Origin of the sequence: Staphylococcus sp. FSL W8-1268 (assembly GCF_038003965.1) — a bacterium.
Classification (GTDB): Bacteria; Bacillota; Bacilli; order Staphylococcales; family Staphylococcaceae; genus Staphylococcus; species Staphylococcus hominis.
Window position 1 is genome coordinate 1420320 of record NZ_JBBOQE010000001.1, and the last position, 23612, is coordinate 1443931.

General features: G+C 31.1%; 21 protein-coding genes. 1 reads left to right on the top strand and 20 read right to left on the bottom strand.

The window, feature by feature from the left end; genetic code table 11:
- Positions 1-8 precede the first annotated feature (8 nt).
- From mutS to NST64_RS07265, 9 genes are all read right to left on the bottom strand, one after another.
- Positions 9-2630 (bottom strand): DNA mismatch repair protein MutS, encoded by a 2622-nt coding sequence (mutS, locus tag NST64_RS07225; RefSeq protein WP_107632380.1) that lies wholly within the window; start codon positions 2628-2630, stop codon positions 9-11.
- Positions 2631-2833: 203 nt separating this feature from the next.
- Entirely contained in the window at positions 2834-3322 is a 489-nt protein-coding gene (thiW, locus tag NST64_RS07230) for an energy coupling factor transporter S component ThiW (RefSeq protein ID WP_002448801.1), read from the bottom strand.
- A gap of 20 nt (positions 3323-3342) precedes the next feature.
- Positions 3343-3711, bottom strand: a complete 369-nt coding sequence (locus NST64_RS07235; protein WP_002448720.1) for a RicAFT regulatory complex protein RicA family protein — start codon at positions 3709-3711, stop codon at positions 3343-3345.
- A 1-nt stretch (position 3712) separates the two neighbouring features.
- A complete protein-coding gene (miaB, locus tag NST64_RS07240) occupies positions 3713-5257 on the bottom strand; it encodes a tRNA (N6-isopentenyl adenosine(37)-C2)-methylthiotransferase MiaB (protein WP_002488684.1) in 1545 nt (514 codons plus the stop codon).
- Between the two features lie 183 nt (positions 5258-5440).
- Positions 5441-5737 (bottom strand): thiamine-binding protein, encoded by a 297-nt coding sequence (locus NST64_RS07245; protein WP_107632381.1) that lies wholly within the window; start codon positions 5735-5737, stop codon positions 5441-5443.
- Between the two features lie 63 nt (positions 5738-5800).
- On the bottom strand, positions 5801-6421 hold the full coding sequence (locus tag NST64_RS07250; RefSeq protein WP_002455400.1) for a poly-gamma-glutamate hydrolase family protein: 621 nt from the start codon (positions 6419-6421) through the stop codon (positions 5801-5803).
- 146 nt (positions 6422-6567) lie between these two features.
- On the bottom strand, positions 6568-7434 hold the full coding sequence (locus NST64_RS07255) for a 2-oxoacid:ferredoxin oxidoreductase subunit beta (protein WP_002448821.1): 867 nt from the start codon (positions 7432-7434) through the stop codon (positions 6568-6570).
- The gene (locus NST64_RS07260) at positions 7435-9195 is read right to left on the bottom strand and encodes a 2-oxoacid:acceptor oxidoreductase subunit alpha (protein WP_107632274.1); all 1761 of its coding nucleotides are present in this window, start codon (positions 9193-9195) and stop codon (positions 7435-7437) included.
- Positions 9196-9304: 109 nt separating this feature from the next.
- Entirely contained in the window at positions 9305-10099 is a 795-nt protein-coding gene (locus NST64_RS07265) for a TIGR00282 family metallophosphoesterase (protein ID WP_002448851.1), read from the bottom strand.
- Between the two features lie 153 nt (positions 10100-10252).
- Here NST64_RS07265 and NST64_RS07270 point away from each other — a divergent pair, with 153 nt between their 5' ends.
- Complete coding sequence (locus NST64_RS07270; RefSeq protein WP_002448781.1) at positions 10253-10468, top strand: hypothetical protein; 216 nt, start codon at positions 10253-10255, stop codon at positions 10466-10468.
- Positions 10469-10542: 74 nt separating this feature from the next.
- On the opposite strand, the gene rny is transcribed toward NST64_RS07270, so the two are convergent.
- From rny to NST64_RS07325, 11 genes are all read right to left on the bottom strand, one after another.
- Complete coding sequence (gene rny, locus NST64_RS07275; RefSeq protein WP_002448856.1) at positions 10543-12102, bottom strand: ribonuclease Y; 1560 nt, start codon at positions 12100-12102, stop codon at positions 10543-10545.
- A gap of 276 nt (positions 12103-12378) precedes the next feature.
- Positions 12379-13425, bottom strand: a complete 1047-nt coding sequence (gene recA / locus NST64_RS07280; RefSeq protein WP_002448773.1) for a recombinase RecA — start codon at positions 13423-13425, stop codon at positions 12379-12381.
- A 176-nt stretch (positions 13426-13601) separates the two neighbouring features.
- Positions 13602-14741, bottom strand: a complete 1140-nt coding sequence (locus tag NST64_RS07285; protein ID WP_340731107.1) for a CinA family nicotinamide mononucleotide deamidase-related protein — start codon at positions 14739-14741, stop codon at positions 13602-13604.
- 133 nt (positions 14742-14874) lie between these two features.
- Positions 14875-15450, bottom strand: a complete 576-nt coding sequence (gene pgsA / locus NST64_RS07290; RefSeq protein WP_002448865.1) for a CDP-diacylglycerol--glycerol-3-phosphate 3-phosphatidyltransferase — start codon at positions 15448-15450, stop codon at positions 14875-14877.
- Between the two features lie 32 nt (positions 15451-15482).
- Complete coding sequence (locus tag NST64_RS07295) at positions 15483-15875, bottom strand: helix-turn-helix domain-containing protein (protein WP_077700438.1); 393 nt, start codon at positions 15873-15875, stop codon at positions 15483-15485.
- Between the two features lie 20 nt (positions 15876-15895).
- Entirely contained in the window at positions 15896-16738 is an 843-nt protein-coding gene (locus tag NST64_RS07300) for a DUF3388 domain-containing protein (protein WP_002448864.1), read from the bottom strand.
- Between the two features lie 117 nt (positions 16739-16855).
- Entirely contained in the window at positions 16856-17560 is a 705-nt protein-coding gene (ymfI, locus tag NST64_RS07305) for an elongation factor P 5-aminopentanone reductase (protein WP_107632275.1), read from the bottom strand.
- Between the two features lie 2 nt (positions 17561-17562).
- Complete coding sequence (yfmH, locus tag NST64_RS07310; RefSeq protein ID WP_049418175.1) at positions 17563-18849, bottom strand: EF-P 5-aminopentanol modification-associated protein YfmH; 1287 nt, start codon at positions 18847-18849, stop codon at positions 17563-17565.
- Positions 18849-20051, bottom strand: a complete 1203-nt coding sequence (gene yfmF, locus NST64_RS07315) for an EF-P 5-aminopentanol modification-associated protein YfmF (protein ID WP_391556754.1) — start codon at positions 20049-20051, stop codon at positions 18849-18851. Before yfmF ends, yfmH begins: the two co-directional genes overlap by 1 nt.
- Before the next feature lie 93 nt (positions 20052-20144).
- Positions 20145-20861, bottom strand: a complete 717-nt coding sequence (locus tag NST64_RS07320; protein ID WP_002448813.1) for a GntR family transcriptional regulator — start codon at positions 20859-20861, stop codon at positions 20145-20147.
- Positions 20862-20863: 2 nt separating this feature from the next.
- A complete protein-coding gene (locus NST64_RS07325; RefSeq protein WP_411847915.1) occupies positions 20864-23182 on the bottom strand; it encodes a DNA translocase FtsK in 2319 nt (772 codons plus the stop codon).
- Positions 23183-23612 lie beyond the last annotated feature (430 nt).

Sequence of the window (23612 nt, forward strand, 5' to 3'; positions counted from 1 at the left end):
TAACACCTCTATCTTAACTGATTTTGTAATTCGCTTAACTTAAGTAATGCTTCAATAGGTGTCATATTTGAAATATTTAAATTTTTAATTTGTGCCTCTATTTCACTTTGTGTTTCATTCGAATTAAATAAGTCAAAACTTGTTTGTTCAAACACATCTGTTTGTTTAATAGTTGAGTGTTCTTCCTTATTAATTAAATGATCCTTATTTTCAATATCTTTAGAGTTGTCATTATACTGTTTACGATTGACATTCTCATCTGATAATCCATTTTGTTCAAACGCATTTAAAATAACTTGAGCTCTTTCAATTACTTTCTCAGGAAGATTTGCTAGTTTAGCAACTTGAATACCATAACTATCATCAACGGCACCTTCTTTAACTTTATGAAGGAAAATAAGTTCACCTTGATACTCATCTGCTGCTACATGTACATTTTTCAAACTAGATAGCTGTTGATCTAATGTTGTTAATTCATGATAATGGGTTGAAAAAAGCGTCTTAGCATGTGATGTTTCAGCTACATATTCAATCATAGCTTGCGCTAGAGATAAGCCATCATATGTTGACGTTCCTCGCCCGATTTCATCAAAGATGATTAAACTATCTGCTGTTGCGTATGTTAATGCTTTTTGTGCTTCTAGCATTTCAACCATAAAGGTACTTTTACCGGATACTAAATCATCTGCTGCACCAATTCTTGTGAAAATTTGATCAAAAATAGGTAATATTGCATTATCACATGGTACATAAGCTCCCATTTGTGCCATGATACTAATGATTGCCACTTGACGCATATAAGTTGATTTACCAGACATATTTGGGCCAGTAATCAAGTAAATAAAGTTATTTTGATCAAGATAACAATTATTTGGTACATAATCATTATAATCCATCACGCGTTCTACAACGGGATGTCTAGAATTTTCTAAGTTCAATGTCTTATCATCACTAAATTCTGGTCTAACATAGTTATATTTTTGTGCAATTTCTGCAAAACTTTGTAAACAATCAAGCTCTGATATCACTTTTGCTTGTCTTTGTAATCTTTCAGTATATGATTTAACATGCTCTCTCAATCGAATAAACAGTTGATATTCTAATTCAATTGCTTTATCTTCTGCACCTAAAATAATATCTTCTTTTTCTTTTAATTCGTCTGTAATAAATCTTTCTGCATTAGATAAAGTTTGTTTACGATGATAGCCATGCTCGCTTGGTTCGAATCCTTGAAGATTAGCACGTGTGATTTCAATAAAGTAACCAAAAACTTTATTGTAGCTAATTTTTAAAGATTTGATACCTGTTCTTTCACGTTCTTTCGCTTGAAGTTGTGCTAGCCAATCTTTTCCATTTTTAGATGCTTCTAAATACTCATCTAGTTGTTTACTGAATCCTTGTTTGAACAGTCCCCCATCTTTGACTGAAATAGGTGGTTCTTCTACTAAACTATCTTCCAACACTTTCAGTAAATCTTCTAATGGTTCTAATGTGCTAAACTGCGTTGTTGTCACATTATCCATTTGTTCAAGAAGTGATTTAATATTTGGAATTTCAGAAATAGAATGTTTGAGTTGAATCAAATCTCGAGCATTTACATTTCCATAACTTACTCGTCCTACTAATCTTTCAATATCGTATACTTGATTAAGGTAACCTCTTAGAGTATCTCTTTCTATAAAATGATCAATAAATGATTCTACGATATCTAATCGTTGTTCAATATTATCTTTATGAATAAGTGGGCGATCAATCCACTGTTTCAAGCGTCTTGCACCCATAGGTGTTTTTGTTTCATCCATTAACCATAACAATGTTCCTTTTTTACTTTTTAAACGTATGCTTTCAGTAAGCTCTAAATTGCGTTTTGCATAATAATCCATTTTCATAAAGTCAATCGCTGCATAAGTTATCACATCTTCAATATGAGATAAATCTCTTTTTTGAGTATGATGAATATAATCTAACAATAATTGTGTTGTCAAAAACATTAAATTATTTTCTAATGTATTGACACTATATTCTATATCAGAAATTTCTTCTCTAACTGTAATCGTTTCAGTAGTAAGTGAAATTTGTTTTTTTAAATCTTCATTTATGTCTTCTCGTACTACAATTTCATTTGGGTTAATCGTAATGATTTCATTAATTAACGTGCTTTCATCTTCAAAATTGGTAGCTTTTAATTCACCAGTAGAAACATCACAATAACTTAATGCATATCCATTTTCATTCTGAATGAAACTAAGAATATAATTATTTTGATTTTCATCCATTCCGCCTTGTTCCATCATTGTTCCAGGTGTGACTACTTTAACTACTTCTCTTTTAACCATGCCTTTAGTTTGTTTTGGATCTTCCATCTGTTCACAAATAGCAACTTTATATCCATTGTTAATGAGTGTTTCAATATAGCTATTTGCTGAGTGATACGGAACGCCACACATTGGAATTGGATTTTCTTTTTTAGCATCTCTTTTAGTTAAGATAATTTCTAATACTCTAGATGCTTCTTTAGCATCTTCAAAGAACATTTCATAAAAATCGCCTAATCTAAAAAACAATAAGCAATCTTGATATTGAGATTTTATTTTTAAATATTGTTGCATCATAGGTGTCACATTAGCCATATTTTTTCACAACCTTACTGATATATACTTTTTTCTTCTCACATTTTAACTTGTATATTTTAACATATGTCATACTGAAGCGCTCGTTATCCAAATTAGAATATTATTCTACAACTTGAAAATAAAAGATTATCATCTCTTTACTACGCTTAATAAGCACTAAACTTATTAAGTGTATGAAATGATAATCTTAAATAAAATATTTATTTGAATTTATCTAATAATCCTCGTTTTTTTAACACTATAAGTAAGATATAACTAATCGCTGCACCAAGAAAACTTGAAACTACAAATACAAGCATTAATGGTTTGATAAAGAAATGTTGCAAACCTAATATCCAAGATAGTGGAATGCACATTAAACTACCAATGATTCCAGTTCCAATCACTTCTCCAACTGCAGCCATAAATATGTGCTTTCTATACATATAGAAGAGGCTAGCTAGAAACACACCAATCATACTACCAGGAAAGGCAAAAGCACTGCCAGTTCCAAATGTTATTCTTATTAAAGAAGAAATCAAAGCCTGTGCTAAACCATACCATGGCCCTACAAAAACCGCACATAGTACATTTACAAAATGTTGTACTGGGGCTGCTTTTACTGGACCTAAAGGTATAATAATAAAACTACTAAATACGACATTAAAAGCAATGAGTAAAGCTGTAATGGTAAGTTTTTTAGTTTTCATCTTTGAATATTCCCTTCTGTTTATGAGTCGTGATGTGCTTTTTCATTATGATTATTTAAACTTTGTTCCATAGTAGAAACCATCAATTGCAACAACTCATTTGCTTCAAATTGCGCTGACCGAAATTCTTCAACAATAGGTAATGCATTGATTTCTTTTTCAAGTTGAGAAATTTCTTCTTCAGATTTTTGATAAGCCTGATGCTTGCCATAATTTTGAAAATTTACTGACTGTTTTTGTTGCAATTTTAATTGTTTCATTTTTTGTTCAATTGATGTATTCTCATGAATTTGTTGCTCTACATTTTGATATTGTTTAATCAATTCTAGTGCCTTTATTTTGTTCGATACACTATTTGCTTGCTTTAGAATATCTTCTTTTTCATACATATTAATTAGTCACCATAACTTGATTATGAAAATGTAAAAATTCACCATTTAGTGAGTATTGTTTTGCTTCTTTAACTTTAACATCAACAAGTTGACCAATAGCTTCACGAGGTCCTTTAAAGTTAACTAATTTATTTTTTTCAGTATAACCTGCTAGAACTGTTTCATCTTTTTTACTTGTTCCTTCACATAAAACAGTAACAACTTGTCCTTCATAATTTTGCATTGCTTTTTCTGAATATTGACCAACTTTTTTATTTAAACGTTGCAAGCGATCTTTTTTCACTTCAGTTGGAACATTATCTTTCATTTTAGCAGCAGGCGTACCGTCTCTTTGTGAATACAAATACGTATAAGCATGTTCAAATTGAACTTCATCGTATAATGAAAGTGTTTCTTCAAATTGTTCTTCTGTTTCGTTAGGATATCCTACTATTATGTCAGTAGTAAGAGCGACATTAGGAATAGCTTCTTTAATTCTATCAACTAAATCCAAGTAACTTTCACGTGAATATTTACGTCCCATTATTTTTAATACAGCATTATTTCCAGATTGCACAGGTAAATGAATGTGAGGAACGATATTTCCACCTTTTGCAATCACTTCAATCATTCTATCTGTAAAATCCCAAGGATGACTCGTTGTAAAACGTACACGTGGAATGTCAATTTTAGAAATATCCTCTAATAAATCACCTAAGCCATAATCTAAATCTTTAATATCTTTTCCATATGAATTAACATTTTGTCCTAGAAGTGTAATTTCTTTATAACCTTCACGAGCGAGTTCTCGAACTTCTTCAATGATATCTTGTGGTCTACGACTGCGTTCTTTTCCTCGTGTAAAAGGTACAATACAGTATGTACAGAATTTATCACATCCATACATAATATTAACCCATGCTTTTGTACTTCCTTCACGCACTTTAGGTAGGTTTTCAATAACGTCGCCTTCTTTAGACCAAACCTCAACGACCATGGCTTTTGATAAATATGCTTCTTCTAAAATTTCAGGTAATTTATGTATGTTATGCGTTCCAAAAATCATATCCACATTTTGATATGATTTTAAAATTTTATTTACAACGGATTCTTCTTGTGACATACAACCGCATACACCAATTAACGTTTCAGGTCTATTTTTCTTTAAATGTTTTAAATTACCTATTTCACTAAATACTTTATTTTCAGCATTTTCACGAATAGCACATGTATTAATTAATATAACGTCCGCTTCATTAATATCATCAGTTGCTTGATAGTCTAAAGCTTGCAAAATTCCTGCCATTACTTCAGTATCATGTGCATTCATTTGACACCCATATGTTTTAATTAAAAATGTTCGTCCTTTTCCCATACCTTTATATTTATCTTCAATATGAAAATCTCGATTATATTGAACATCTTGTTTACCACGTTTTTTTGCTTCTTTAAGATTAGGTGGTTGATAAACATGTTCGAAATATTTACTATAGTCTTTTTCTGCTTTTTTATTACGTTCGTCTAAAATATCTATCGTACCAGCTTTTCTTTGCTCTTCGTTCACTTTACAAAAATCCTTTCTATATGCCCTAATATTATTAGTACATTATATTAAAATTAGCATTAAAGTGCAAAAAGAGGTTAAAAATTAATATATTTTATTATTAAATATTGAATAAAAAGTGGAATAGATGTCATATTGAATCTTACTCCACTTTAACTAAACGTTATTTAACTTTAAAATATGTTATGCTTCGTCATATTTACCAGTTAGAGTTTCAATAGATATACCTTCTGGCACATGATAAAACTTCACTTGGCTAATAATACTAGGACATTCTAATTCAACCATTCTTTCATTCAATTTTTGAATTAAAATTAAGCATTCACTCATATCACCTTGGACAGTCGTTTCAAGAGGACCTACTCTGTAATGTAGTCCCGACTGATCAATAATTTTAATCGCTTCATCTACATAAGGAATAACATCATCATTATTAGGTGGTTTAGGAACTATTTGTACACTCATTAACGTATCTTGCATAAATTTCACCTCTATGATTTATTTATGATTTTATTTTATCATGATTATCTTTATAAATCTGAGTTATTCTATATTTTCTATTGCAGATTTTATAGCTTTTGCAAAGTCGCACATTAATTTATCCCAATTTGACTGATTTTCTCTACTATTTCGATTTGTTTTATTATTTTTGAAAAAAGTTTTACGTAATGAGGTAGTTAACTCAATTTGTACGCCCATACCTCTAGTCGTACAATTAACAATATTATTATCCTGTTGACCTGAAATATGGCTTGGTGCTTCACTTGCTTTTATACCAATATTATTTAATTGTTCTTTGATGAGTGATTTTAGACGTTCGTCTTTCCCACCAACATAAGCAATGCTCTCGTTCCCTTCACAACCATGAATAGCAATAGCTTGGTTACTTTCAGTTACCAAATTCATTGCATCTTTATTATCATAACGTGTAGAAGTTACGTGCAACTCTTTATTTCCTTTACTACGTAAACCTTCGAAAGTAAAGTAATTATATCCGCCTTCATCAGCAATTATACTTGCTAATTCAGTTGTAGCGGGTTCAATGCCTCCACCATGAATTGCTAGTATTGAAACGCTGCTATTTCGGTTTTTAGTTATTATTTTCCAGTCTTCATTTTCAATCGTTTCTTTTTCCAATTCTTGCATTGATTTAAATTTATCCAACATTTCCACTCCTTTTATTTACTATATTATTTTCTTCCCTAATAAAAATAAATAAATGAAGTTTAACAAGATTTTTATAAATTTAAACTTAAATTAAAAGACATTCTTGAAGTCATATGATGCTTTCAAGAATGTCTTTAAAAAAATTATACAAATTGAGCAGTTAAGTCATTAAACTCTTGCTCAGAAAGATGGATATCTCTTTTAGTTAATGCACTTTCATCTAATTCTTCAATTTGTGATTCATATGAAGGTGTTGTTGTGTCTTGATATACAATACCTTTAACTAGTGATTCGTGTTCTAATACAGTTTTCATCGCTAATTGTTTATCTGTTGGATCATAATTTTCAATATCTTCAATACTAGTTAAATGTTCTTTAAACCAATCATACGTATTCACTTTATTATATGTCACACATGGAGAAAACACATTTACAAATGAAAAACCATCATGATTAATTGCATCTTCAATTAATTTTGTCAATGCTTTAATATCACTTGAAAAACCTTGTGCTACAAATGTAGCACCTGATGATAGTGCTAGTTCTAATGGCGCAACATTTTTTTCTATATTTCCTTTAGGTGTTGATTTAGTTACAAATCCAACAGCAGAAGATGGAGACGTTTGACCTTTAGTTAGGCCATAAATTTGGTTATCCATAACAATATAAGTAATATTCATATTGCGGCGTAATGCATGAATTGTATGACCCATGCCAATAGCATAACCATCACCGTCGCCACCTGAAGCAATGACTGTTAAATCTTTATTAGCCATTTTCACTCCTTGGGCAAGAGGTAATGCACGCCCATGAATACCATGTACCCCATAAGAGTTAATATAGCCTGATAAACGACCTGAACAACCTATTCCCGTAATTAATGCCACTTCTTCAGGTTCTAAACCTAAATTTGCTGCTGCTTTTTGAATTGCAGCTTGTACTGAAAAGTCTCCACATCCTGGGCACCAGTTTGGCTTCACACTGTTTCTAAAATCTTTAAATGTAGCCAATTACATCATCTCCTTCATATCTTTAGCTACTGAAAGTCCTTTTTCTTCTATTTCATGTGGTAAAAAAGGTGTACCATCATATTTAGCTTGATTAACTAATTTGTCTTGAATGGCAGTATTCATTTTTAAGATATTTGATAATTGGCCTTGATAGTTATGCTCAGCTACTATGACGCTTGAAGCTTTATCAATAGCTTGTTGAATAATATCTTTTGGTAATGGGTGAAGTTGACGAATTTGCATCGTATTAACTTTAATACCATTATTATTTAATCGTTTACTTCCTTCTTCAATTGCACCTTTACTTGAAATAAATCCGATATATAAAATATCTGCTTTCTCATGTTTCTCATCATAATCAACAGGTGTTTCAATAAGTAAGTTCGCAGTTTTACTCATACGTTTTTCCATTTGTTCACGTCTGTTATCAGCAGCTTCACTTGGCTTGCCTTCTTGATTATGTTCAACACCAGTAACATGGTGAATACCACCTTTAACACCAGGAATTGGACGTTGTGAAATTCCAGATGTTGTAAGTGCATAACGTTTAAAGTATGATTTATCATCTTCATCACGTTCAATATCTGATTGAATAAGCTCTCCACGTTTAATTTGAATTCTATTGTAATCGAGTTGTTTTACTGTTTGTTTACCTAATGACAATTGCAAATCGCTTAATACGATAACCGGACATTGATATTCTTCAGCTAAATTAAAAGCTTCCATAGTTAAATAAAAAGCATCTTCAGCATCAGTTGGTGCTACTACTATCTTAGGAATATCTCCATGTGTTCCATATATCATTTGCATTAAATCTGATTGTTCTTGTTTTGTAGGTAATCCAGTTGAAGGGCCTCCACGTTGCGTGTTAACAATAACTAGTGGTGTTTCAGTCATACCTGATAAACCAATGGCTTCCATCATTAAAGATAAACCTGGCCCTGCACTCGCAGTAAATGCTCTAACTCCTGCATAGTTCGCACCAATTGCCATATTCGCTGCAGCAATTTCATCTTCAGTTTGTACTACAGTACCTCCTACTTTTGGAACATTTGCAATCATATACTCCATAATTTCTGAAGCAGGCGTAATTGGATAAGCTGCCATAAATCTTGAACCAGCTGAAATCGCGCCTAATCCAATTGCATCGTTACCAATCATGTATAAATGTGGTGTGCCCTCACTATCTTCTAGTAAAAAATCACCATTTACTGTATCTAATTTATCCTTCATCAACTCATAACCCTGATGAAGCGCTTCTATATTCATTTTAACAACTTTTTGACCTTTTTTAGTAAACATATTTGTAATTAACGTTTCGAAAGGTGTTGTATCTAATTTCATTACTGCACAAGTTGCACCAATCGCTACCATATTTTTCATCAGTGCAGTACCTAATTCTTTAGCTGTTAATGTTAACGGTAATTCAATAAGTTGCGCACGACAATCGTCTGGTTTAGAAGGTTTAGCTTTAGCATCTGCAATAATAATACTATCTTCTCTCATTTCATGATGATTTAATTCAATTGTCTCTTGATCAAATGCAACTAAAATATCTAAATCATCACTAATTGCATGAATTGGAGAAGTTGAGACTCTTATTTTATTATTTGTATGACCGCCTTTAATTCGGCTTGAGAAATGTCGATATCCATATAAATAATAACCTTTTCGATTCATTGCAGTAGCAAATAGTTCTCCTGTTGACTCAATACCTTCACCTTGTTGTCCGCCCACTTTCCATGATATTTGTGGTTTCATATCATTAGCCTCCTGTGGAATTAATTCATACTAAATCATAACAAAAATAACCACCGTCTTACTATGTCAACAGTGGCTTTTATTTAAATTCATACTAATGGACTATACGCTATTTATCAAAAGGATGATCCTCATTGATTAAAATGCGTTCTATGAGTTTGGTTCTTCCATTTTTATCTAAATCTATAATAACACCTGAAAGTACACTTCTACCATTATCAGGCACTACATGTCGTTGTGGCAAACTTGTAATAAAACGCTTAATAACTTCCTCGCGATTAATCCCTAGTATTCCATCATAATAACCAGTCATACCTACATCTGTAATATAGCCTGTACCATTGGGCAAAATACGCTCATCAGATGTTTGAATATGAGTATGTGTGCCTACAATAGCACTGACTCTTCCATCTAAATACCAACCCATTGCATTTTTTTCTGAAGTAGTTTCTGCATGAAAATCTACAAAAATATAATTAGTTTCTTTTTTAGCTTCTTCAATCAATTGATCTGCTTTTTTAAAAGGATCATCAATATCTTGCATAAATGAACGTCCTTGCAAGTTAATGATGGCAACTTTAATATCATTAACCTGAATAAAACGCATGCCAACACCTGGCGCTTCACTCGGAAAATTAGCAGGTCTTATCATTCTTTTAGCATCATCAATAAAGTCATAAATCTCTCTTTGACCATAAGTATGATTCCCCATTGTCATAAAATCCACGCCATCTCTAAGCAATTGTTTATATAATTTTTCAGTTAAACCTTTTCCATGAGCAGCATTTTCTGCATTAACAATACTCAACGTAGGCTTATAAGCTTGCTTTAATTTAGGCAAATATTCAGCAATGGCATTTCTACCTACTTTTCCTACGATATCTCCAATAAATAAAATTCGCATTAATGTTCATCCTCTCACAATATAGTGTAATTGAAATAACTATATAATTAAAGGTAGAGTTTCATATTTTTTAAAATTACACAGTCTTAACTTTAGCATGCATACAGCATATGTTATTATAATATTATAAAAATTTAGGAGTTGTATAATTAGATGTCAATTAATATCGATCCAGAAAAATTTGCAGAACTAGTTGTAAAAGCAAACCCATCAAAATCAGAAGATGCAGAAGATATGGCTAAAGAAAGCTTAGAATTATATATTAACGCATACCGTTTAGCAGAAAGATATTCTAATATTGCTACAAATTGTTATGATACAGCTGAAATTCTTTCTGAAATCAAAAAAACAGATTTACAACTTAAATAATGAAAAAACCTGAGACATTTTAAATATGTCTCAGGTTTTTTAGTAATCAGTGAGTCCCTATTTAATTTTAAAAATTACTTCGCATACTCTACTGCTCTAGTCTCTCTAACAACTGTCACTTTAATATGTCCTGGATATTGTAATTCTTCTTCAATTTGATTTTTTATATCTCTAGCTAATCGGTAAGATTTTAAATCATCTATTTCTTCAGGAGAAACAATAACTCTAATCTCTCTACCAGCTTGAATTGCGAACGCTTTTTCAACACCTTCATAACTTTCTGAAAGAGTTTCTAAGCGTTCTAATCTACGAATATAATTTTCAAGTGTTTCTTTACGTGCTCCTGGACGTGCGGCCGATAATGCATCTGCAGCTGCTACTAGAATTGAAATAATAGATGTTGGTTCAACATCTCCATGATGTGAATGAATCGCATTAATTACAGTTTCAACTTCACCGTATTTTTTAGCTAATTCAACACCAATTTCAACATGGCTACCTTCAACTTCATGATCAATTGCTTTACCTACATCATGTAGTAATCCAGCTCTTTTTGCTAAACTAACATCCTCGCCTAATTCAGCAGCTAACATTCCAGAAAGATGTGCGACTTCCATAGAATGTTTTAAGACATTTTGGCCGTAACTTGTTCTATAGTTTAAACGACCTAAAATTTTCACTAAATCTGGATGCATATTGTGAACATTGATTTCAAATGTTGCTTGTTCACCTGCATCCCTAATGATGTCATCTACTTCTTTTCTAGCTTTGTCTACCATTTCTTCGATACGACCTGGATGAATTCTTCCATCAGAGACTAAATTCACTAATGCAGTCCTAGCGATTTCACGTCTAATAGGATCAAATCCTGATAAAATCACTGCTTCAGGAGTATCATCAATAATCAAGTCGATACCTGTTAACGTTTCTAAAGTACGAATATTTCTACCTTCTCTACCAATAATTCGACCTTTCATCTCATCATTTGGTAAATTAACTACTGAAACAGTAGATTCCGTTGTATGATCAGCAGCTAATCTTTGTACAGTAGTAGCTAACAATTCTTTTGCTGTTTTGTTAACTTTTTCTTTTGCTTCTCTTTCCTTTTCCTTAACAAGTACTGCAATATCTTGTGACAGTTCTTCTTCCACTCTATGAAGTTGTTCATTAACTGCTTCCTCTTGAGTGAGACCGGAGATGCGTTCTAATTCTTGTTCATGCTTCATTATTAACGTCTGAACACTACTCTCTTTTGCATCTACTTGTTGTTGTCTTTCTTCAATTTTGGATTCTTTTTGATCTAAAATCTCATCTTTTTTATCCAATAATTCTGATTTACGATCTAAATTTTCCTCTTTTTGAAGATTTCGGGCTTCTTGTCTTTGAAGCTCACTACGTCTTTCACGTAGCTCTGTTTCAACTTGTTCTCTAATAATTTGATTTTCTTCTTTTGCCTCTAATAATTTCTCTTTTTTGATATTATCTGCTTCTTTTTGTCCTTGTTTGATAATATCATTAGCAGTTTGTCTAGCTTGAATTTGCTTTTGATGTAATATATTTCGGGCTAAAAAATACCCTACAACAACCCCTAGAATAATCCCCAGCAAAATGAGTAGGAGGTCTAATAAATTCACATAAACACCTCCCTTTTCTAGGTATTTGCTTGTATATTAAAATCTCTATGATTTTTTATAAATTGTATAAATAATATACATATTAATTGTACGTTTAGGTACTCAGTAGTGTCAAGATATGAAATTTCACTTCAATTTCACTACACCTACTTATAAAAGAAAGAGAGTGACATTGAATTCATTTCGAACTCATTATTCACTCTCACACAAAATAATTTTAATATTTTTAAATATATATTAAAAGTATATTCTATTTAAAGCATTAAAAATTCAACATTATTCTTCATCGAATAATGTTTGTGATGATTTATCTTCATTTTCTTCAACATCACCATCGAAAATGCCTAATTTTTCACGTAATTTGCGATCGATTTCATCTTTAATTTGAGGGTTTTCTTTAAGATATGTTTTAACATTTTCCTTACCTTGACCCATTCTCTCACCATTATATGAGTACCAAGCGCCAGATTTATCGACAATATCATTTTCTACACCTAAGTCAATTAATTCTCCCTCTTTTGAAATACCTTGACCATACATGATATCTACTTCAGCAATTCTAAATGGTGGTGCTACTTTATTTTTAACAACTTTAATTTTAGTTCTGTTACCTACAATGTCTTGACCTTGTTTTAATTGTTCTGCACGACGCACTTCTAAACGTACTGAACTATAGAATTTTAAGGCTCTACCACCTGGTGTAGTTTCTGGGTTACCAAACATTACTCCAACTTTTTCACGAATTTGGTTAATAAATATAGCAGTAGTATTTGATTTTGAAATTGCACCTGAAAGTTTACGTAAAGCCTGAGACATTAAACGTGCTTGAAGACCAACATGTGTATCTCCCATTTCACCTTCAATTTCAGCTTTAGGAGTCAAAGCAGCAACTGAGTCTACAACAACAATGTCAACAGCTCCACTTCTTACGAAAGCTTCTGCTATCTCTAAACCTTGCTCACCATGGTCAGGTTGAGAAAGATATAAATTATCTATATCAACACCTAATGCTTCAGCATATACTGGATCAAGTGCATGTTCAGCATCGATAAACGCAGCAACGCCTCCATTTTTTTGCACTTCGGCAATAGCATGAAGTGCTACTGTTGTTTTACCGGAACTTTCAGGACCATATATTTCAATAATTCTTCCTTTAGGATAACCACCTACACCTAGTGCATTATCTAAAGTAACTGAACCACTTGATACACTAGATACACGACGACCTTTATTATCGCCTAATTTCATTACTGCACCTTTACCAAAGGATTTTTCCATATTTTTTATAACTGTATCTAAAGCTTTTTGACGATCATTATCCAAAGCGAAACCTCCTATATGAGATAGTTATCTATTTAATATTATATATATATTATACTCTTAACTATATTCAAACACAAGCATTTTGCGAATATTTGTTCGTATAAAAAGAGAACACTATCCGGAAAATCGAACAAATGTGCCCTGAAATTATAACTATTTTTTAATTTAAGTACATTTTAGTGCCAATTTAATAATCTTATTAATACATAATTTTGACTTCTGTTGGGCAGTATATTTCTTGATTGCGTTATCTTAAATGTAGTCATTTTAAAATCATTTTTTGTATTAATTGCTAGATAAATATTCTCTTTCTCATGTAATATTGCTATACCCATTTCAGTTTTATATAAATCTTTTACATATGATGCAGCGTCTCTTAATTGCATTTCAATACTTGAATGATGATTTAAAAATATGTCATTATCTGGTAATATTCCTTTTAATATATTTTGTTTATCAAAGCGTTTTAAACGAGTATAAATCGCTCCATCAGTTACTCCGTCATATATACTTACTGTAGAATTCATTTGTTCCATTACAGATTGTTCTAACAATGTGTCATCTGAACCATAATAAAATTGACCAATTCGTTCTAGAATTTCTTCTTTTATAGGTTGAATCAATGTTTTACATTCGCTTTGTGTAGAAGCATTTGCTGTTAATCTAATATATACTTCATGTTTCCCTGCTAACGGAGCTATCGTAGGATTCGTTTGTTTTTCAATTAAATCCATAAGTTCTGTTTCAACTTTCGATTCTCCAATTCCTGCAAATCTAAGTTGCTCTGAAAAAATAGTATTGTCATTATCTATAAGTAATGGAAGCAACTCATTTTTAGCCATAGGTTGCATTTCACTCGGAGGACCAGGTAACAGAATTACTTTTTTATCATTCATTTCAATAAACATGCCTGGAGCCATACCATAATGATTTTTTAACACTTTCGCTCCCTCTATCACAAGTGCTTGTTGTTTATTATTAGGTGTCATTTCTTGCCCTTGTTCTTTGAAAAAACCTTCAATATAATTTAATGCTTCTTCATTAGTCACTAAGTTTTTATTTAATACTTTTGCTACTGTCTGTTTAGTTAAATCGTCTTTAGTTGGACCCAATCCACCCGTGAGCACTAGTGTGTCAAATCTTTTTAGTCCTTCTCTAATAATAAATTCTAAACGATCAGGATTATCACCAATAACTGTATGTTCAACTATATTCTTTCCAATTTGATTGAAAAGTTTTGATAAATATTGGCCATTTGTATTTGCTATTTGGCCTAATAATAATTCTGAACCTACTGCTATGATAGATGTATTCATATGTCCCTCTCCCTTATTTAGTCTTAATTCATATTTTATACTTAATCTATTATATAATCTAAAAAATAACTCAAAAAAATGAGAGTCATTTTATGCGACTCTCATTACATTTCACTTTATTTGATTATACTTTTTATTGCTTAAACACATCTCTACCTTTATAGAAATATTCAATTCCTGATAATATTGTAAAGAATACGCCAATATATAATAATACTTGTCCTAATTGAAATCCAATCCAATTTGAGAATAAATCACCAAGTAAAATCCAAATAATTGCTACCATTGTAACAGCTGTTTTAATTTTACCTAATTGGCCTGCTGCACTCACAAACCCTTGTTCAATTTGAAGTAAACGTAAACCTGTAACCGCAAACTCACGAGCAATGATAATTATTGCTACAACTGAATTAGTTAGCCCTAATTGAACCATAACAATAAGAGCACTAGAAACTAATAATTTATCCGCTAATGGATCTAAAAACTTACCCATATTTGTCACAAGTTGCCATTTTCTTGCTAAATAACCATCTAAAAAATCACTTAAAGAAGCTACAATAAAAATAATAGCAGCAATAAGTTGCTCTATTCTTATGTCATAGCCACCTAATACAGATACATTTCCAAAACCAAAGTTTACTAGAGCAAATAATATAAATACTGGAATCAAAATCACTCTAAAAACTGTAATCTGGTTAGGTATATTCATTTTAATACCTCATTTCTTAATTTATATGTAAATTATATTAATAATACTGCTAACACCCATATAATTAAAGTAATAATTATAACAATACTAATCATAATCAATAATTGAATAGGTTCTTTATTTTTAGTACGATATTCGGGCACTTCGTTGTGTCGATAATGATGTAAAAGTGTATCGAGTTGATTGTGGTGATTAGGAATTTCTTCATGATGCACTTTAATGAGTTGATTTACATCCATATTAACTACACTTGCATAACGTCTAATAAATCCTTCAGCGTAATCCACTTTGGCAAGTTGATCAAATTTATTCTCTTCAATATATTTTAACGTTTCTCGCTTTAATTGTGTACGTTGTTCTAATTCTGTTAATGTCATTCCTAATCTTTCTCTTCTACCTTGTAAGGTTTCACCAATTGTTTTCACGTTTGACACCTCTACCCTTATTACTCAAAAAAACCGAAGCCACCGCCAAACACATCTTCTCCAAAATCTAATGTGTTTTTGCTTTTAATTGCTTGTTGTTTAACTTGTTGTTTCATATGATCATATTCAATTTTTTGATTCTCATGTTCACGTAGCTCGATAATATAATCAAAATCATCGATGCTATATTGATTTGTTTCTATAAATAAATCTGGATGCTCAACTACTTTTATTGATGGTAAAGTCATCACTTCTTCCACTAACTGTTGATGTTTAGGATTTGTTTCTCTAGCAGTTACTGCACCATCAATAATATAAACATGATTAGCATCATATTCACCTTTTATAAGAGAACTACGAACTGTCTGTTTAATTAATGTTGAACTTATAAATAGCCATCGTTTATGCGCACAGACACTACCTGCAACAATCGATTCTGTTTTTCCAACACGAGGCATCCCTCTAATACCTATTAATTTATGACCATCTTCTTTAAATAACTCTGCTAAAAAGTCGACAAGTAAACCTAAATCTTCACGTTCAAAACGAAATGTTTTTTTGTCACCTGCATCTTGTTCAATATAGCGACCATGACGCACTGCTAAACGATCACGTAACTCTGGAATTCTTAACTTTGTTATTTCTATTTCTTTCAATTCATGAATAATATTTTCAAAACGTGTGACTTTTTCAAGACTATCTGTCTTAATAAGTAATCCACGACGCCCTTGATCAACACCATTTATAGTAATAATACTAATTCCTAACATACCAAGTAAACTCGATACGTCTCCTAAAAGTCCAGCTCGATTAACAATTATCTCGTATTCTAAATACCATTCCTTTTTTTTAGCAACAGTCATCTAACCACCCCTTGTTTAAATACAATTTGAAATATTCCCCTTATATAATTAAATTTATTATATCATTGATTATAAAAAACGAATCGTCAAATCTGCATTTAAAATTTAGGATACTTTTTAAATATACCAACCGCCATTAACCTTTTGGACTGTTCCTGTAATACTCTTAGCATTAGGATGGCATAAATAAGCGCACACGTGTGCTACTTCTTGTGGAGCTATCATTCTTTGTTGTGGTAGTTCAGATAAGATAACTGCTTTGTCTTCATCACTGAATGCTTTAGCCATACGTCCTGAAACAAAACCAGGTGCTATAGCATTCACAGTGACATTCGTCAATGCTAGCTCTTGACTGAGGGCCTTTACAAATCCAATTTGAGCACTTTTCATTGCTGAATAAATAGTTTCCATACTTGCTCCCGTCTCGCCCCAAATTGATGAGATAACAATAATTCTACCATTTGTACTTTTTCTCAATATGTCTATGAAATATCGACAGCATCGAATTAACTGTTTAACATGAATATGATAACATTCATCTATCTCTTTATCTTTCATATCTTGTAACATCCCATATAATGATGTACCACTACTATAAATTAAACAGTCTAAATGTTTTATATGACTAAATATATCATTAAAATCAATATCATGAGTCAAATCCATTTGAATAAATTCTACGGCTTCACCTTCATACTTTTTTTCTAAGGATGAGATATCAGATTGATAATATTGAAGTATTACTTCATATCCATCTTTTAATAAACGATCTACAATCGCACTACCAATACTACCTGAACCACCAAATACTAATGCTTTCATATTTAATCTATCTCCAAACGGCTATCAACAAGACGGTCAATATTTAGATATTGTTTGGCAGTTTCATTAATACTATCTAAAGTGATATTCTCTACAATATCTAACATATCAAATACACTTACGCCCTCAAAATACAATTTTGCATATTGATTTGCAATATATTCTGGGGAATTCAAACTAGAGATAAATTCACCAATAAACTGCTTCTTCAATAATTCAAACGCTTCTGAATCTTTTAAGTTTCCTCTATATTTCTTTAATTCAGTAAGTAATCTATCCTTTAATTGATCTGGTTCATGAGTAGCACTTGTAATAATTGAGAAACTATAAGTAGGTTCAAGAACAAATTGATATCCAAATGAATCATCAATTAAATCATCATTAAGAAGAGATTGATAGAAATCTGTTTCTTCACCGAATACGAGTTCAAAAAATAAAGTCATTTCTAAATCTTTTTGAACATATTTCTCAGGTGCTTCATTCAAAGGTTCATTTTTAAATCCTAACATTAAACGTGGAGACTGTAATTTCATTTTTTCAGATACAAATGATTGAACTACTTCATTTGGTTCTTTTATTGCTCCTCTTTGGATAGAAGGTTGATTTGTTTTATGACGACGATTTTCATGTTCTTCAATAACATTACAAATACGTTTAGGGTCCACATCTCCTACGACAAATAACACCATATTAGATGGATGATAAAACGTTTCATAACATAAGTATAAATCATCTTTAGTAATACTATAAATACTCTCAACACTACCTGCAATATCTACTTTAATTGGATGATGATGATACATTGCGCGTAATGTATTGAACATAATTTTATATCCTGGTTGTTCTTGATACATTTTAATTTCTTCAGCAATAATTCCTTTTTCTTTATCTACTGTTTCTTTTGAAAAATAGGGTGTTTCTACCATATCAAGTAAACGTAGAATATTACGTTCAACTTGATCAGTTGCACTAAACAAATAACTCGTACGATCAAAACTTGTAAATGCATTGACTTGAGCATTATCATTGGCAAATGCAGTAAATAAATCTTTATCATCGTCTTTTTCAAATAACTTATGCTCTAAAAAATGTGCTACTCCATCTGGTACAGTCACATATTGATCTTTATGATGAGGTTTAAATGTATTATCCAACGAACCAAATTGAGTTGTATAGGTCACATATGTTTTTTGAAATCCTTTTTTAGGAATTACAAATAAGCGTAATCCATTATTTAGTTCATGTTTATAGACGCGTTCATCAATTAATTCATAATATTGTTCTTGCACTATGATTGACCTCCTTTCGTTAATACATATATCGTATCTAAATAGGCTTGGTTTGCCATTTTAACGACATCTTCTTTAGTCACTTTATTAATTAACTCCATGTATTCTTTATCTGATTGAGGCTGATTCAAAAGTAGTTGATTTTGCATAACTTCAATAATACCTTTAGGTCTATCTGCAATTTCTTGTCGTTGTGAAATGATAATTTTTTTAGCTAATGCTAATTTTTCTTCAGAGAATTCCCCTACTTTAAACTTCTCGAATTCTTCAATAATTGTGTTTTTTGCAGTATCGTATTTTTCAACAGATACACCACTTAATACAAATAAATAGCCATTTTTTCCATCTAATTGTGAATGAATAGAATAAGCTAGACTTTGTTTTTCACGTACTTCATTAAATAGTACTGAAGAAGGATCACCGCCAAACATAGTATTTAATACGACAAGTGCATAGTAATCTTCATTCCCATAATGAGTTGGAAAACGATAACCTAAATTTAATTTAGCTTGGTCGACGGTATCTTTTTCAATGATTGTTTCAGTAGATTGGGCGTTACAGTCAGTATTTACATTATGATTATTAAAGTCAAACGTAGTTGAGCTAAGACTAAATGAATTTTTTATAAGTGATGTAACTTCTTTTTTATTTACATTTCCCACTACATACACTGAACACATGTCATTATTTATCATAGATTTATATGTATCATACAAACTTTCATTTGTAATACGCGCAATATTTTCTATTTGACCTATAGCCAAATAACGATAAGCTTCATTTTTGAACATATATTTTAATAAATTAATAAATGAATATTGCGCTTTATTGTCAATCATCGCTTCTATTTTTTTATGTAATAATGATTTTTCTTGAGTAACAAATGTAGAGTTGAATGAATTGTTCTCAACAAGTGGATTCATGATGACTTCTTTTAATAAATTTAAACCTTTTTCAAATAATGGTGTAGTATCTTTAAGATAACGTTCATTTACAATTTCTAAAGAAATAGTAATGACATGTTTATCTTTAAATTTAGAAACAAAGCTATTAATATAAGCCCCATAAAGCTCTGATAATTGTTGATTAAATGATTTATCTGTTGGCCATTTTTTTGTGGCACGAACCAATACTTTACTTAGTAATGAACGAGCAGTAATTGTTTCGTAATCAAGTGGTGCCATAAATTTAAATGTGATCATCGTTGTTTTAAATTTCTCAGTCGGAAGAATATCAATATGTATTTGATGATTAGTATGTTGTTTCAAAATAATCAATCACTCCTTTACCTGTTATTAAATTTTTGTGCGTGTTAATTTAAACTTCACTAGGCTACTTTTTATATAATTTAATGAATATAAAATAGGTTTACCCATTTCATCATAATGTACAACCTTTAATAACATTAATCCCTCATGTGGTTCAGCATTCAATATGCTAGAAATATGAGGTTCATAACTGATTGCTTCAATTTCAGTTTCAGCAGAAGCTACCTTATGACCAGTATTAAGTTCAATTGCATTAAGCATCGAACCATCACTTTCTTGATATTCGGTACAAGTTAAATGATGCTCAGCAATCTTATCTAAACAATAAATAACTGGTTGATGATTCGCAGTACGTAGTCTTTCAATAATTGTTATAGGCTGTTTATCTTCAATATCTAACATTTTTGCATCCAATAAAGAAGCGGGTTGTTGCTCTAAACTTAAATATTCTGTACTTGCTTCATATCCCGCTTTTTTAATCATTTCACTAATACTAAATAATTTATTTAAAGGATAATAAAAGGGACGTAGAGCCTTTATACTTGTTCCTTCCTCAAAATTATCAGTTAAAACTTGTTCAATAATAAGTTCTCCAATCGCTTCATAGACATCATCTGTTTTAACGTTAACTTCTCTAGCAATAGATAAATTGCTAGGAAGTTTATCACCAGGTTTCAAAGAATGATTTTTTATTTTTTTAAAAATATATTCTTTTACTTTAAAAACCGAGTTTAATTCAGTCATACTCACACCTCTTCATTCTCAAAATCTATTAAAACTTGTCTTGGTTTACTGCCTTTTTGTGGACCAATAACATTATTTCTCTCTAAATCGTCCATTAATCTTGAAGCACGATTATATCCAATTCTGAATTGTCTTTGTAAAAGCGACGTACTTGCTTTTTGTTTCTCAATTACAAAAGCGTATGCGTCATCATATAGTGTATCTTCACTTTTCATTTCTGATTTTTCTACAGGGGCGTCAGGTTCCATTTCTTTTACGTAATTTGCTTTTTGTTGTTCAACTACATAATTTACAACTTCTTGTACTTCTTGATCACTTAAAAATGCACCTTGAACACGTGTCTGTGTAGATTCACCATTACCAACATAAAGCATGTCACCTTTACCTAATAATTTCTCTGCTCCTCCAGAGCCTATGATTGTTCTAGAATCTGTTTGTGAACTTACAGCAAATGCAATCCTTGAAGGAATATTATTTTTAATAATACCCGTGATAACATCTACAGAAGGACGTTGTGTTGCTACAATTAAATGTATGCCCGCTGCACGAGCCATTTGTGTAATACGCTGTATTGCATTTTCAACTTCTTTTCCTGCTACCATCATTAAATCTGCTAATTCATCAACAATGACAACGATATAAGGAAGTTCTGATTGCTTTTCATCAAGTTCTTCATTTTGACGTCTTATAAATTGATTGTATCCTTCAATGTTTCTAGTAGACGAATGTTGAAATAAATCGTAACGACGTTCCATTTCAGCAACAATTTTCTCTAATGCCTGTGATGCTTTATGAGGATTTGTTACTACAGGTATTAATAAATGTGGAACACCATTATATACATTTAATTCTACCATTTTAGGATCAATTAACATTAATTTTACCTCGTGTGGCTTAGCATTTAATAAAATGCTCGTAATAATACCGTTAATACATACTGACTTACCACTACCTGTAGAACCAGCCACTAATAAGTGAGGTGTTTCATTCAATTCAATAGTCATTGGTTCTCCGGAAATGTCTCGTCCTAAACCGACTTCTAATTTATTTTTTGCTGGAAACTTAGATTCTAAAACTTCTTTTAGCGTAACTAAAGAAATTTTATCATTTGGAACCTCAATACCTACAGCTGAACGTCCAGGTATAGGCGCTTCAATACGAATGTCTTTCGCAGCAAGTGCTAAAGCTATATCATTATGTAAATTAACGATTTTATTTACTTTAACACCTTGAGCGGGTTGAACTTCATATTGAGTGACAGCCGGTCCAATTTTAATTTGAGTCACTTTAGCATTAACTCCAAAATTTTTCATGGTTGATTCTAATATTTGACCTTTACGTTGTACTTCAGCTCTTGAAGTTGTCGTTTGTTTTGTTGGCTGTTTAAGTAATGATAAAGGAGGAATGTGATAGGCTACATTGCCAACTTCTCCCGCTTCTATGATTGAACTATTATTCGTATCGTTATCATTAGAGACGTGTTTTATTTTATCTTTTTTCATAGAATTTGATGAAGATACATGAGTAGGTTCTTTATCTTGATGGTCTATGTCAAATTGACGTTTTTTACGTTTAGGTCGTACTTTTTCTTCTTCCGTTGCTGCATGATGACTATATATAGGAATATCTTTATGTTGTTGTTTCACTTCTGGGAAATCACTCACATCTTTAATGACTTCATCTTTCCTTTGTTGTTCTTCTAATTCTCTTTGATGTGCCAATGCTTGACGCTGTTCTTCTTTTTCACGTAATCGTTCTTCTCTTCTAATTTTATTTGCTTCTCTTTTTTCTTTTAGAGTAGATGAAGCACTCTGAGTAGAACGTTTAAAATAATCAATTGTGCTTCTCGCCACATCTCTATGATGTAATTTTAGTAATAGGATAAAACTTGATATCAGTAAAATCAAAGTCACAATGATAATCCCAGCAATAGAGATTAAAGGTACAAATAATTTTAATAAATAAAAACCTATAATACCTCCACCGAAATTTGGAAAATGAGTATGTTCATAAGATTTATAGACGTAAAACAATACCGGTTCTCTTTTCGCAACTTCTCCTTTAGAAAAATAATAAATGAGTTGAGAAACAATCAGTAATACAAATTGTAATAAAATGAGACCGAACGTACGACGAGTTTTTGGAAAATGTCTTTGCATTGCAATATAAATCGTAATTAAACTTACTAAAATATATGTAAGGTAACGACTTGCGCCAAATAAATAATTGAAAAAGCTATCAATCATTCTACCAACAAGCCCTAATTGAAATATTCCTAAAATAGATATAATCACAATTATAATAGTAATAATATACCTTATAGAACTATCTGTTTTTTGTTGCTTTTTCTTTTTAGATTGGCGTGCTTTCGTTTTCGTCTTTGAATTGGTTTTTCTAGTTGTTGTTTTTTTCTTAGTTCGTGGCAAATGTTACACCTTCTTTTATTTTTAATTATAATAATGACATTTTCAAAAATATAAAAAAATGTAAGTTATGTTTTAGAGTTAAAAGTATGAAAGAGGTTGAGACAATATATATCACATAGACTCTTAAGCCCATTTTAAAATCATTAAAAATAAATGAGTCAAATCATCTTTTAAATTTATAGAGTTCACTATAAAAGTTAGGGTAAATGTCTTATCTTTTATATACTTTCAATTTAATACATCAATGAATCTATAAATAAGAATGATAAACGTTTATATTTTTAATTATTTTATAAAAGTGATATTGTCCCGACCTCTTTATTAA

Bases quoted from the DNA above. Each gene is read 5' to 3' on its own strand.
- mutS (WP_107632380.1), bottom strand. From the start codon at position 2,630: ATGGCTAATGTGACACCTATGATGCAACAATATTTAAAAATAAAATCT.
- NST64_RS07320 (WP_002448813.1), bottom strand. From the start codon at position 20,861: ATGACTGAATTAAACTCGGTTTTTAAAGTAAAAGAATATATTTTTAAA.
- NST64_RS07265 (WP_002448851.1), bottom strand. From the start codon at position 10,099: ATGCGAATTTTATTTATTGGAGATATCGTAGGAAAAGTAGGTAGAAAT.
- NST64_RS07285 (WP_340731107.1), bottom strand. From the start codon at position 14,741: ATGAATACATCTATCATAGCAGTAGGTTCAGAATTATTATTAGGCCAA.
- NST64_RS07245 (WP_107632381.1), bottom strand. From the start codon at position 5,737: ATGCAAGATACGTTAATGAGTGTACAAATAGTTCCTAAACCACCTAAT.
- ymfI (WP_107632275.1), bottom strand. From the start codon at position 17,560: ATGAAAGCATTAGTATTTGGTGGTTCAGGTAGTATTGGTAGTGCGATT.
- pgsA (WP_002448865.1), bottom strand. From the start codon at position 15,450: ATGAATATACCTAACCAGATTACAGTTTTTAGAGTGATTTTGATTCCA.
- NST64_RS07260 (WP_107632274.1), bottom strand. From the start codon at position 9,195: ATGAAACCACAAATATCATGGAAAGTGGGCGGACAACAAGGTGAAGGT.
- NST64_RS07270 (WP_002448781.1), top strand. From the start codon at position 10,253: ATGTCAATTAATATCGATCCAGAAAAATTTGCAGAACTAGTTGTAAAA.
- NST64_RS07300 (WP_002448864.1), bottom strand. From the start codon at position 16,738: ATGACTGTTGCTAAAAAAAAGGAATGGTATTTAGAATACGAGATAATT.
- NST64_RS07235 (WP_002448720.1), bottom strand. From the start codon at position 3,711: ATGTATGAAAAAGAAGATATTCTAAAGCAAGCAAATAGTGTATCGAAC.
- yfmF (WP_391556754.1), bottom strand. From the start codon at position 20,051: ATGATCACATTTAAATTTATGGCACCACTTGATTACGAAACAATTACT.
- thiW (WP_002448801.1), bottom strand. From the start codon at position 3,322: ATGAAAACTAAAAAACTTACCATTACAGCTTTACTCATTGCTTTTAAT.